The following is a 12,970-nucleotide window of genomic DNA, read 5'->3' on the forward strand; positions in this document are numbered from 1 at the left end:
CGTTATCTAATAAGTTGTTATACGTTTAGTAACGCGTTTAATTCGCCACGAGCTTCGAGTGCCATCATATCGTCGCAGCCACCTATGTGCTGGTCGCCAATAAAAATTTGCGGCACTGTGTAACCACCATTGGCACGCTTGATCATTTCATCGCGTAGCTCAGGCTGAAGACCAATATCATACTCGGTATAAGTTACACCTTTTTTATCCAGCAATGCCTTGGCACGCTGACAAAAGGGACAATAATCTTTGCTGTATAAAACTACATCGCTCATAACTTGCTCTTATAATTAGCGGCCCGATACCTGAGGTAGGCCGGCACTTTGCCAAGACTGCATACCACCAGAAAGGATAAAGACACTCTCAAACCCGGCTTTACTTAGGTTATTGGCAATACCCGAAGCCGTCATACCCGTAGCGCATACCAATATAATGGGTTGGCTTTTATGCTTTTCAAGCTCTGCAAAGTCACTTTGTTTCGCTTTTTCCGCGCTTAGGTGAACGGCATTGGCAATACGCCCCGCCGTAAAGTCTTTCTGGGCGCGAATATCAACCACTACAGCGTTTTCACGATTCACCAATAAGGTGAGTTGTTGTGGATTGATCTGCTTAATGGCCGAAAACTTACTTTTAAACCATCCCGAAATAAGCATAAACACGATAACCAACCAGATAACGCTTAAAATCGGATGATTACCGATAAATTCTATGTATTGTTCCATACGTTTTACTTTGTTAATTCAAACCTTGAGGGCGGCACAAGTATACACATTTGCCTTGCACTTACCAATTGATGAGAAACTTTTCTACTGCGATATAGCGTAAAAAACGGTAGGATATTAACAGAACGTGTACATTACCGAGGAGATACAATGACACAGCCCAAAAAGCCGCTCGTTTTGATGATTTTAGACGGGTGGGGTTATCGTGAAGAAAGCGAAAGTAACGCTATTTTAGCCGCTAATACACCGGTTTTAGACAAACTTTGGCAACAACGCCCACATACGTTAATTTCCGGCTCGGGCATGGACGTAGGTCTTCCCGATGGACAAATGGGCAACTCCGAAGTAGGTCATGTGAATCTTGGTGCCGGCCGCGTTGTATACCAGGACTTTACCCGTATCACCAAGGCCATTGAAGATGGCACCTTTGCCACCAACCCGGCCCTGGTTAACGCCATTGATGCCGCCGTAAATGCAGGCAAGGCAGTACACCTAATGGGGCTGATGAGCCCAGGTGGCGTACACAGCCATGAAGACCATATTATTGCCGCCATTGAGCTTGCAGCTGAGCGCGGCGCCCAAGAAATTTATGTTCATGCCTTTTTAGATGGCCGCGATACGCCACCACGCAGCGCCGAAGCCACCTTAAAGAATATCGATGCTACCTTTGCGCGCGTAGGTAAGGGTCGCATTGCCAGCCTGATTGGCCGCTACTATGCCATGGACAGAGACAACCGTTGGGAACGCATCGAAAGCGCCTACAACCTGATGGTATTGGGTGAAGCCGAATATCACTCCCTGGATGCCGTAAGTGGATTACAGGCCGCCTACGAGCGTGGTGAAAACGACGAATTCGTAAAAGCGACCGTGATTGGCGATACCCCTGCCACCATTAATGATGGCGATGCGGTGTTGTTTATGAACTTCCGCGCCGACCGTGCCCGCCAAATGACGCGCACCTTTGTCGATGCCGACTTTAACGGTTTCAACAAAAAGAAAACGCCACAACTGGCGGCCTTTGTCATGCTTACCGAATATGCTGCGGATATTGATGCACCAGTAGCCTTCCCGCCTGAGCCGCTTAACAATGTACTCGGTGAATGGCTGGCCAAGCATGATAAAACTCAGCTGCGTATTTCCGAAACGGAAAAATATGCACACGTGACCTTCTTCTTCAGTGGTGGTCGCGAGCAGGAATTTGCAGGTGAGAGTCGCGAGCTGATCCCATCACCGGATGTAGCTACCTATGACTTACAACCGGAAATGAACTCTGAACTTTTGACCGACAAGCTGGTTGAAGCCATTCACAGCGGCAAGTATGACGTGATCATCTGTAACTATCCTAATGGCGACATGGTGGGTCACTCAGGTGTATTCGAAGCGGCAGTGAAGGCCTGTGAAGCGGTTGACCATTGTATTGGCCGTGTGCTTGAAGCCCTGGAACAAAGCGGTGGCGAAGCACTGATCACCGCCGACCATGGTAATGCCGAGCAAATGCAAAATGCACAAACCGGTCAGGCCCATACCGCCCACACCAGTGAGCCAGTGCCCTTTATCTATGTCGGTCGCGATGCCGAGCCGGTAGCGGGTAAAACCTTGAGCGACGTGGCACCGACCATGTTGCATCTACTAGGCATGGAGCAGCCCGCAGAAATGACAGGCTCGCCAATCATGCTGCTGCGTTAATCGATACGCATATGTTTAGGTTTATCCACCTAGGCTCGCAAACAAGAGTGTCGCTGCTAAGCGCGGCACTCTTGTCCTTGTGCGCCCTGCCCGCGAGCAGCAATGAAAACCGCACCAAGCAAGACTTAACCGAGGTCCAGCAGGAGATTAAGAAAAACCAGAACAATCTCTCAAGCCAGAAACGATCCCTGGGCTTGCTGCAACAACAATTAAAAAAATCAGAGCAAGCCATTGCCAACAACGCCAAAGAGCTAAGAGAACTCGATGGCCAAATAGATGCCAACCGCCAGCAACACAATGAATTACAAACCCAGGCGCAGGAATTAGAGCAGCATAGAAAAACCTTAGACACGGCCTTAGCGGCGCAGCTTAAAAGCGCTTATATGGTCGGCGGTCACGATTACTCTAAGTTACTCCTCAATCAGCAGAACACCGCGAAATTAGAACGCACCATAAGTTATTACGACTACCTCAATAAGGCGCGTTTGGAACAGCTTGATGAACTTAAAGAAACCCTGGAAGAAATAGAACAAAACCAATTGGCGCTGGCGCAAAACCGCGAACAACTCGAACAGCTTCGCAGCCAGGAAGAAGAGCAAAGGCAGCAATTATTGGCCGCCAAGACCGAGCGTCAAGCTCAGGTAAAGGCTCTGCAAGGTGAATTGAACCAACTGCAAAGCGCCATCGCCTACCTCAAAGACAACGAACAAACCCTGATCACCACCATAAAAGAGCTTGAACAGTCCAAGGCTCGTCAGGTTGCTATGCTTGGCCTTGGCAGCAGCAAGGGCAAATTGGCCTGGCCGACCCGTGGGCCGTTAAAACACCGTTTTGGCACCCGCAAACGCCCCGGCTTTAATTGGAAAGGCGTGGTGATCGATGCTAAAGAAGGCAGTAATATTAATAGCATTGAAGACGGTCAGGTGGTATTTGCCGACTGGCTTAAGGGTTTTGGCTGGGTCATGGTGGTTGACCATGGCAAGGGTTATATGAGTCTTTACGGCCACGCCCAAGCCCTGCTCAAGGAAGTGGGCGATCAGGTCTATCAAGGTGAAGCCATAGCCCTAGTTGGTCAGAGCGGCGGTCAGGTTGATCCTGGTCTATACTTCGAGATACGTCACAAAGGACGTGCCGTTAATCCAACCACCTGGTGCAAGACCTCCTAATTGAATAGCGGCTGTGCCACAAGGGGCAGCCTATGTTTGCATATAACGCACTCATTTTTAGGCACTTTTTAAACTGGTGCCTAGCTATAACGCTAAGCATTTACAGTGTTTCAGCAGCGGCGCAGGAAAGCCAGCTCGAAGAAGTTTTATTTCATATAAATCACTTTTATGTCGAGGAAGTGGATCGTGCCAAGCTGGATCAACATGTGCTGAGCAGCCTGCTGAACGAGCTTGACCCCTACAGTGAATACCTGGATGAGCAGGAATTAAAACGTCTTTTTGATGTAACCAATGGCGAATATAAGGGCCTAGGTATAGAGGTCGAAAAACGCCAGAATCATGTGGTCATCGTCTCGGCGCTGCCCAACTCTCCGGCTCAGGCTGCTGGCCTGTTAGGCGGTGATATTTTAGTGGCCATCAACAATGTAGCTGTAATAGATAAATCCTTGGAAGATGTCTCCAAGCTGATCAACAGCCGCGAAAGTGGTGAAGTGACCTTGGCCATTGCCCGTGCCGGTCATTCACAACGACTCGATTTTCACCTCACCCGCCAACCCATACATATAGAAAGCGTAAACAGCGAGCTGCAAGCCAATCGCACCGGATACCTGCGCATCAACAGCTTTAATAACCACAGTTTTCATGATGTCGCCCGCCATATAACCAAGATGCAGCAGCAAAGCGGCACGGCACTTAAAGGCCTGCTTATTGATTTGCGCGATAACCCCGGCGGCACCTTCGACAGTGCCATCAATATTGCTGACCTGTTCCTTAGTACCGGCACCATAGTCTCGACTCGGGGCCGCTTTATCGAAGCCAATCAAAAGTTTGATGCCCAGCCAGGGGATATACTAGAAGGCGCGCCCATAGTGGTGTTGATTAACCAAGGCTCGGCCTCGGCGGCAGAAATTGTAGCCGGAGCCTTAAAAGACAACCACAGAGCCAAGGTGGTGGGAACCCGCTCTTACGGTAAGGGCTCGGTGCAATCCCTAATTCCCTTGGGCGATGGCCGCAGCGCCTTAAAACTGACGACAGCTAAATACTATACCCCGGCCGGCATCTCCATTGAGGGTACAGGGATCACTCCGGATGTCGCTATTTTGCAACCAGACCTTTCCCAATCAAATAAAGAGGTTATAATCAATTTAGCGGCTGGGAAAAGTGCCGATAGCAATTTGACTGCATTATTAGACACACAGTTAATAAAAGCCCAGCAACTACTGGAAGAATATTAAAAAATAATAATAGTGAGCCAGTGCGCAAAACATTGGCTCAGATAAAAACATCAACAGAAGAATTAATATTACTGTGCACACACTAAAATGGATTGCTGTGGTTGTGCTCTTGGCTTATCAAGCGATCAGCCAGGCAGTACAAGCAAAACAGGTGGCCATAGTTATCGACGATATTGGTTATCACCGTAATGACTTGTCCGCCTTAAACTTACCTGGCCAGCTTACTTTTGCCATATTGCCCTTCACCCCTTATGCCACGCGATTTGCGAGTCGAGCCAATGAACAAAACAAAGAGATTATGCTCCATGCGCCCATGCAATCGCTCAATGATCTAGCCCTAGGGCCCGGCGCCCTGACCATGGATATGCCCAAGGAAGATTTCCAAAGCAGATTAAAAGAAGCCTTAAGCAGCTTGCCGAATATCAAGGGCGTAAATAACCATATGGGCTCACTGCTGACCCAGCAAAATATGCCGATGAATTGGACCATGGAAGTGCTCAAAGAGCAGGAGCTGTATTTTCTCGATAGCAAAACCACGCCGCACTCCAAGGCGCAAAGCATAGCCAGCCTCTATGGCGTCGAGAATATAGCGCGACATGTATTTTTAGATAATATCACCAGCGAAAAACAACTGCGTTTTCGTTTTGAACAGCTCAAACGTATCGCCAAGAAGCATGACTATGCGGTGGCCATAGCTCATCCCTACCCGGAAACCTTTGCCTTTTTGCAAGGTGCACTGGGCGAGCTGCAAGCGGAAGGCATAGAGCTGGTGCCCCTGTCACAGCTGGTACAGCAGCGCACCCTGCGTTTGGCACAAGCTAAAACGACGAAGACCAGCGAATAAGTCGCCCACCTATTTAAGAACATAAAAAAACCGCGCCAGGCGCGGTTTTTTCTTATGTCTTTAAACAAGCGATTAGAATTGGCTGTTAGCCGCTGCTACCACATTTTCCACGGTGAAACCGAACAGCTTGAACAGCTCATCCGCTGGCGCCGACTCACCAAAGGTAGTCATGCCGATCACCTTGCCGTTAAGGCCTACATACTTGTACCAGAAGTCGGCAATTCCGGCTTCAACGGCAACGCGACGAGTCACAGCAGCCGGTAGTACAGATTCTTTATAAGCCGCATCTTGCTCATCGAACAGATCCGTTGATGGCATAGAAACCACACGTACCTGCTTACCTTGAGCACGTAATTCAGCGGCTGCATCCATGGTCAGTTGAACTTCTGAGCCGGTAGCGATCAGGATCACTTCAGGGTTGCCGTCACAGCTTAGTACATAGCCGCCTTTCTTAACATTAGCCAACTGCTCTGCAGTACGCGCTTGCTGCGCCAGACCCTGACGGGTAAATACCAGTGACGTTGGACCGTCTTTACGCTCAATAGCTTGTTGCCAGGCGATAGCCGACTCAACCTGATCACAAGGACGCCAGTTAACCAGGTTAGGGGTATAACGCAGGCTCGCCATTTGCTCTACCGGCTGGTGCGTTGGGCCATCTTCACCCAGACCGATTGAGTCATGAGTGTAAACGAAGATGCTTGGCGTTTTCATCAGCGCCGCCATACGTACCGCGTTACGGGCATATTCCATAAACATCAGGAAGGTGGCACCGTAAGGGATAAAGCCCTTATGCAGCGCGATACCGTTCATAATAGCCGACATACCGAACTCACGCACACCGTAGAAGATGTAGTTGCCGTTGGCATCATCGCTGGTCAAGCCTTTAGAGCCGCTCCAAAGCGTTAGGTTTGAGCCGGCCAGGTCCGCAGAGCCACCCATAAATTCAGGCAGCATAGGGCCAAAGGCATTCAAGGCATTTTGTGATGCTTTACGCGTTGCTGGATTATCCGGGTTCGCTTGCAGCTGCTCGATATAGGCTTGTGATTTTTCCGCCCAATCCGCAGGCAACTCGTTGTTTTGACGACGCTCAAATTCCGCTGCTAGTTCAGGGAACTCGGCTTTATAAGCAGCGAACTTATCTTTCCAGCTTTGCTCTTTTTTCTGGCCCGCTTCTTTAGCATCCCACTGGCTGTAAACCTCTTGTGGAATTACGAAAGCATCATGGCTCCAGCCCAGGAATTCACGTGCCGCTTTGATTTCTTCATCACCTAGAGGCGCGCCGTGACAGTCATGGCTACCCGATTTATTCGGTGAGCCGTAACCGATAACGGTTTTACAACAGATAAGGGTTGGCTTGTCGCCGTTAGCACGACCTTCTTCAATGGCCGCACGGATCGCTTCGCTGTCGTGACCATCAACGCCACGAACTACGTGCCAGCCGTATGCTTCAAAACGAGCAGGCGTATCATCGCTGAACCAGCCTTCTACTTCACCGTCGATTGAAATGCCGTTGTCATCCCAAAACGCGATCAACTTGCCAAGACCTAAAGTGCCGGCCAATGAACAGGCTTCGTGAGAGATACCTTCCATCAAGCAGCCATCACCCAAGAAGGTGTAAGTGTAGTGATCTACGATATCGTGACCGTCACGGTTAAATTGTGCCGCCAAGGCTTTCTCAGCGATAGCCATACCCACGGCATTGGTAATACCCTGGCCAAGTGGGCCGGTTGTGGTTTCTACGCCCGGCGCATAACCATACTCAGGGTGACCTGGTGTTTTTGAATGCAACTGACGGAAGTTTTTAATTTCTTCCATAGGCAGGTCATAGCCGCTTAGGTGTAAAAGCGAATAAATCAGCATTGAACCGTGGCCATTAGACAGGATAAATCGGTCGCGATCAGCCCAATCAGGATTCGTTGGGTTGTGCTTCAAATAATCGCGCCAAAGGACTTCGGCAATATCGGCCATGCCCATAGGGGCACCCGGGTGACCAGATTTAGCTTGTTGAACGGCGTCCATAGACAAGACGCGAATGGCGTTAGCGAGTTCTTTGCGAGATGGCATGAATTCTCCTACCTTTATATGTATTTGCGCTGGATGATTCGCCTTGCTCAAGCTAGCGAAGGCAAAATAGATGCCCATTTTTACTTATTCATACGCCCCCTGCAAATAAAACTTGCGGCCAAAGTGAGCGACTTTAGAATTACTCATAGACTAGAGCAATTACTTCAGCTGATTTAAAGGCAAGCTATTAGTTTGGCGAATGAAAATAAGTATTTTGGACGTCTAGGCGTAAAAATGCTATGCAAGGTGTGATCATTTAGCTAGAATACGCGCCTTATTTTTTTATGCTGCGCTGCGCCCAGAGGTTGGTGACGAGTTTGGGAAGCGCGAGACTTGTGAGAAAGAACCAATGGCAAAACATTTATTTACTTCTGAGTCGGTATCTGAGGGACATCCGGATAAAATCGCTGACCAAATTTCAGATGCGGTATTAGATGCTATTTTGGAGCAAGACCCGCACGCTCGTGTTGCTTGTGAAACCTATGTAAAAACCGGCATGGTTATGGTTGGCGGTGAGATCACCACCAGCGCTTGGGTTGATATCGAAGAGCTTACGCGTAAAACCGTACGTGAAATTGGCTACACCCACTCAGACATGGGTTTCGATGCCGATTCATGTGCCATCCTAAACACCATTGGTAAACAGTCTCCGGACATCAACCAAGGTGTTGACCGTGCTCGCCCTGAAGATCAAGGCGCCGGTGACCAGGGTCTAATGTTCGGTTACGCTTGTAACGAAACAGACGTATTGATGCCTGCTCCTATTACCTATTCACACCGCCTGGTACAGCGTCAAGCGCACGTACGTAAAAACGGCGAGCTTCCTTGGCTTCGTCCGGATGCAAAATCTCAGGTAACTTTTGCTTATGAAAATGGCAAAGCAGTGGGTATCGACGCAGTTGTACTATCAACGCAGCACTGTGACACTATCTCACAAGACGCTCTAGTAGAAGCCGTGATGGAAACCATCATCAAGCCAACGCTTCCGGCTGAGCTTATCACTTCAGCGACTAAGTTCTTTATCAACCCAACTGGCCGTTTCGTAATCGGTGGCCCTATGGGTGACTGTGGTCTTACTGGTCGTAAGATCATCGTTGATACTTACGGTGGTATGGCGCGTCACGGTGGTGGTGCCTTCTCTGGTAAGGATCCATCAAAAGTTGACCGTTCAGCAGCCTACGCAGCTCGTTATGTTGCTAAGAACATTGTTGCCGCTGGTCTTGCAGATCGTTGTGAAATTCAAGTTTCTTACGCTATCGGTGTGGCCGAGCCTACCTCTATCAGCGTTGAAACCTTCGGCACAGGTAAACTAGACGAAGCGCGTTTGATTGAGCTTATCCGCAAGCACTTCGACCTACGTCCTTACGGCCTGATCCAGATGCTTGACCTTGAGCGTCCTATTTATCAGCCTACCGCTGCTTACGGTCACTTCGGTCGCGACGAATTCCCATGGGAAGCGACGGACAAAGTAGAAGCATTAAAAGCAGACGCAGGTTTTTAAGACTGCAACAGCTTAGAAAAAAAAGCGCTCATTGAGCGCTTTTTTTATATCTGCTTAAAGGAGGAGCAGTCGCCCTCTTGCAAAGGCAAGGGTGATATGACCTGGGTCTTAGACAGCACTCGGCGTAAGTTCATCAGCGTCTTATACACACTTTTTAGCGACACCTTGTTGCTCAGCCAGGTAGGAATGGCACCGCCGGGGTCGGCCTCGACCTGATATTCCAACACCAAACCATCCGTTCGTGGCGTTAGTACCCACAGCGCTTCTAATTCCTTTATCCGCACCCTCCCCTTGCCTACATCCCTATCCGGGTCAACACTGCGAATTAATAATCGCGAGCTTTGCTCGTCTAGGGCTTCATAGCAGGACTCGGTATACAGCTCCCTGTCGGCCACCGGCCAGGGCGAGTTCAGGTGGGTAAAAACCAGGGTGCGATTGGCGCTTGGGCTGTCGAGCAGCTTGACCCGCTTTACCCCCTCAAGCCAATCGGGCGCATGCTCGGTATCATGCAACAGGCTGATAAATTGCGCCTTAGTGGCCTTGGCAACAAACAACTTGGCCTTAATAGCATAGTGCCCTTGCGCCGTTTGATAATACTGCACCTGGTATTGCTGTGAGTGCTTCCAGGTGCGCCAATTTTCTTGCGCGGCAAAGGCATAGCTTTGCGCGCTAAAGAGGCTAATCGCGCCAATAAGGCTGAATATTACGGGTCGCTTCACGACTTTGCTCCATGGCACCGAGTAGACTGTCCGTTTTCTGTGCTAGCCAGGCCTGGATTTTTGCCAGCTCATCACTGTCCTTGCCCTGACATAACTGGCCAAGGTAATTAAGAGTGAATAACTCGAAGGTGCCATGAATGATATCCAACCAAGGAGCGCGGAAATTCATACGTGCATTTTCATCGAATAAAGCCCCTAAACAGCAACCGCTCAATAGGTTACGCTCAAGGCGGTGTTTTAGGCTTAAGTATTCATCGCTCGACAACTGTGAATCATTGTCGACCAGGGCGCGCATTTCATGCCAGTCAAACTCCAGCAAGTGAGCGGCGATATCATGGATATTTTTCTCCGCCGCCTGGAACTGAGCCTGCCCCCATGACTGTCGCCAGCCGCGCTCGGTCAGCCAAATGGTGAGATCCAGCAGCAAGAGGTTATAGCGCTTACTGGTAAAGACCTTTTGCACTTCGTCTATGTTCGGCTGAACCGCTTTTAAATCTTCAATCACCTGCGCCAGCTCGGGCGCCGCATTGATTTTTTTATAGTAAGCGTGCTTTTTCGAGGTAAAGGTTTTCAGTTGGATGGCGGTTTCCACCCAGCTTAATTCGCTTAGCAGCCACTTCAGCTCCGAGCGCAAACGCTCTGTGTCTTGCTTTTCAACGATGTCGCTAAACAACCACAGGCTGTGACGAATAAGACTGACACCATCGGTAATACGCTTGAGGGTTTTTAAGCTCGGCTTTTGGAAATAGCACTCCTCGTGCTTTTGCACAAAGGTAATGCCGTGGTTTAAACACTTCTCCAACGCCCGCTCCTGCGAGTCGGCGTTGCTCAGTGCAACCATATCGATTTCCTTGCTCGCCATCAGCGGCTGATCATCAGCCAAGCGATAACCGCGCGCCGCCTTGGAGTATAAGCCCATGCGCAGCGGCAGGTTTTCAATTAGCTTTTCCGCCAGGGAAAAGAGCTCGCTGCGCTCGCCCTTAACCAGTTCGATTTCCAATTCGCAAATAGTCTCAACGCTGGCATTGGCAGAAACCTCTCCTTTATCCAATACCACTTCAATCAAGGTGCCGGCTTGCGTTTCTAACAGCCAGGTACGGCGAATAAAGTTGGTGCTAAAGAGTGGATATAAGTTATCGGCAATGGCTTCAACCTGCACCCCATGCGGCCAAATACTGGCGTCGAAGTGACTAAGCTCGGGGCGGTTGCCTTCGATGGGCAAATTATACTCCGGACGCTGATGCAGCCCCCCAACGGTCTCGCCGGCAAGCTTAATGGTTTGCTCGCATTGTCCATCGCAGCAGCGCGTGCGCAGACCTATATCCAGAGCCCGTAATTCACGGCTGGGAGTATCAAAATAGGCATTTTGCAGATTACGCGAAGGCTTGTTGGTAACGGTTTTTGCAAACTGTGTGATAAGTGCTGGAATCGACGGTATGACCGCCTCAGAAACTAAAAATTTCAGCTCTATTTCAGTGTCCATACGTTCTAGAAGACCAATGAAATTGACAAGAAGACAACATAAACAAAGCCACCAATGAATGCAAACTTTTTGCATTCATTTCCCAGTAATTTAAGCCCTTAGCCGCGGGGGCGGGTTACAAAATCGGCCTTGCCATTCGCCACGCCAGCCAATAATATGCCTCAATCAACATCTTATTTACGTAAACAAGGTTTAGTTGCATGCTAAAACACCTGTGTGTTGCGCTAGTTTTAATTTCCAGCGCACTAATCACCAAAATGGCCATTGCCGCCCCCAGCACCGCTTATATCAGTGATGATCTCTATATTTTCATGCACTCGGGTGCAGGTAAAAACTACCGCATTATCGGCTCCGTGAACGCCGGCACCCAAATCAAGCTGGTTACCGGCACTGAAAATAACGGCTTTTTTGAGGTTGTTGACGACAAAGAGCGCCAGGGCTGGGTAGAAAGCAAATACATCAATCAGGAGCAAAGCCTCAAGGTTAAACACGAAAACCTTGCCGAAGAGCTGGCCAGCACCCAACAAAAACTACGTGATGTACAAGCTCAGGTGCCACAACTGCAAAGCATGAACAGTGATTTAAGCACACAAACCGAGCAGCTTCAGGCTCAGCTTGATCAAGCCATTGCCGAGCGTGATGCCGTGCAAACCAAGCAGCAGAATCTGCGGGCAAAAGAAAAGCGCCAGTTACTGACCTATGGCGGTGCCATTGCCTTTATCGGTTTATTCTTAGGCATTATTCTGACCATCTTCCTGTCGCGCCGAAAGCGCTATGATGGTTGGGCGTAAACTAGCCTTTACATGAATTATCACAAAAAAGAGCGCCTAGGCGCTCTTTTTTTGGGGCCTTTATAAGTCGATACGCAGACCCGTGTCCTCTTTCACTTTTTCAATCACCATATAGGTATGGTGCGTGCCCACCCCAGGAATATCGACCAGATCGCCAAGCACCTTACGATACTCATTCATATCACTCACCCGCACCTTAAGCAGGTAATCATAGCCCCCGGCCACCATATCGCACTCCACCACTTGCGGGGTTTTAACTATATGCTCTTTAAATGTTTTAAACACAGAGGTGTTAGAGGTTACCAGCGACACCTGCACATGAGCCAGCAGGCTTTGATTGAGCTTCTGTTCACTGAGCTTGGCAAAATAGCCTTCGATAAAGCCCTCGGCTTCTAGGCGTTTGACCCTGTCCAGGCAGGGGCTAGGACTCAGGTTCACCTGTTTAGCCAGGTTTACATTGGAGATGCGACCATTTTTTTGCAGCTCATCAAGGATGGCTAAATCTATCCTATCTAGGACACGAGACTTGGCTATTAGGGACATAACAGAATTTTATACGGGCAAGCTAGGAATATACCCTGTAAATTATCGTAATTGCCAAAATTAAACCAGCATATTCTGCGGTATTTTCTTTAGAATGCCCGCGAATATGTAGTCATTAAGAGCACAATCTTAACCACATACTGAATATCCACGTAGGTAAAAATCTACACTCTCGCAGTTAGAACCTACAATGTAGTAATTGTCGTAACCGAGGCC

General features: G+C 49.2%; 12 protein-coding genes. 6 read left to right on the plus strand and 6 right to left on the minus strand.

The window, feature by feature from the left end:
- Positions 1–17: 17 nt before the first annotated feature.
- Positions 18–275, minus strand: coding sequence for a glutaredoxin 3 (gene grxC / locus WCN91_RS01550; RefSeq protein WP_105199470.1), 258 nt, complete (start codon positions 273–275; stop codon positions 18–20).
- Positions 276–290: 15 nt separating this feature from the next.
- On the minus strand, positions 291–722 hold the full coding sequence (locus WCN91_RS01555) for a rhodanese-like domain-containing protein (protein ID WP_342675663.1): 432 nt from the start codon (positions 720–722) through the stop codon (positions 291–293).
- Between the two features lie 150 nt (positions 723–872).
- Between WCN91_RS01555 and gpmM the strand changes: the two genes are divergently transcribed.
- From gpmM to WCN91_RS01575, 4 genes are all read left to right on the plus strand, one after another.
- On the plus strand, positions 873–2,408 hold the full coding sequence (gene gpmM / locus WCN91_RS01560) for a 2,3-bisphosphoglycerate-independent phosphoglycerate mutase (protein WP_342675664.1): 1,536 nt from the start codon (positions 873–875) through the stop codon (positions 2,406–2,408).
- 11 nt (positions 2,409–2,419) lie between these two features.
- Positions 2,420–3,574: a murein hydrolase activator EnvC family protein gene (locus WCN91_RS01565; RefSeq protein WP_342675665.1), complete on the plus strand. Its 1,155-nt coding sequence runs from the start codon at positions 2,420–2,422 to the stop codon at positions 3,572–3,574.
- Between the two features lie 32 nt (positions 3,575–3,606).
- Complete coding sequence (locus WCN91_RS01570; RefSeq protein WP_342675666.1) at positions 3,607–4,809, plus strand: S41 family peptidase; 1,203 nt, start codon at positions 3,607–3,609, stop codon at positions 4,807–4,809.
- A gap of 73 nt (positions 4,810–4,882) precedes the next feature.
- Entirely contained in the window at positions 4,883–5,653 is a 771-nt protein-coding gene (locus WCN91_RS01575; protein WP_425415992.1) for a divergent polysaccharide deacetylase family protein, read from the plus strand.
- Between the two features lie 72 nt (positions 5,654–5,725).
- On the opposite strand, the gene tkt is transcribed toward WCN91_RS01575, so the two are convergent.
- On the minus strand, positions 5,726–7,717 hold the full coding sequence (gene tkt / locus WCN91_RS01580) for a transketolase (RefSeq protein ID WP_342675667.1): 1,992 nt from the start codon (positions 7,715–7,717) through the stop codon (positions 5,726–5,728).
- A gap of 349 nt (positions 7,718–8,066) precedes the next feature.
- On the opposite strand from tkt, the gene metK reads away from it, so the two are divergent.
- Positions 8,067–9,218 (plus strand): methionine adenosyltransferase, encoded by a 1,152-nt coding sequence (metK, locus tag WCN91_RS01585; protein ID WP_342675668.1) that lies wholly within the window; start codon positions 8,067–8,069, stop codon positions 9,216–9,218.
- A gap of 44 nt (positions 9,219–9,262) precedes the next feature.
- Here metK and WCN91_RS01590 read toward each other — a convergent pair whose 3' ends face one another.
- Positions 9,263–9,937 carry an START domain-containing protein gene (locus tag WCN91_RS01590; protein ID WP_342675669.1) on the minus strand — a complete coding sequence of 225 codons (675 nt, stop codon included), beginning with the start codon at positions 9,935–9,937 and terminating at the stop codon, positions 9,263–9,265.
- On the minus strand, positions 9,897–11,420 hold the full coding sequence (locus WCN91_RS01595) for a CYTH and CHAD domain-containing protein (protein ID WP_342675670.1): 1,524 nt from the start codon (positions 11,418–11,420) through the stop codon (positions 9,897–9,899). Before WCN91_RS01595 ends, WCN91_RS01590 begins: the two co-directional genes overlap by 41 nt.
- A gap of 200 nt (positions 11,421–11,620) precedes the next feature.
- On the opposite strand from WCN91_RS01595, the gene WCN91_RS01600 reads away from it, so the two are divergent.
- Positions 11,621–12,211, plus strand: coding sequence for a TIGR04211 family SH3 domain-containing protein (locus WCN91_RS01600; protein WP_342675671.1), 591 nt, complete (start codon positions 11,621–11,623; stop codon positions 12,209–12,211).
- A 60-nt stretch (positions 12,212–12,271) separates the two neighbouring features.
- Here WCN91_RS01600 and WCN91_RS01605 read toward each other — a convergent pair whose 3' ends face one another.
- Entirely contained in the window at positions 12,272–12,754 is a 483-nt protein-coding gene (locus WCN91_RS01605; RefSeq protein WP_342675672.1) for a winged helix-turn-helix transcriptional regulator, read from the minus strand.
- Positions 12,755–12,970 lie beyond the last annotated feature (216 nt).

The organism is Pseudoalteromonas qingdaonensis, from assembly GCF_038739665.1.
In the GTDB taxonomy this organism is placed as follows: Bacteria; Pseudomonadota; Gammaproteobacteria; order Enterobacterales; family Alteromonadaceae; genus Pseudoalteromonas; species Pseudoalteromonas qingdaonensis.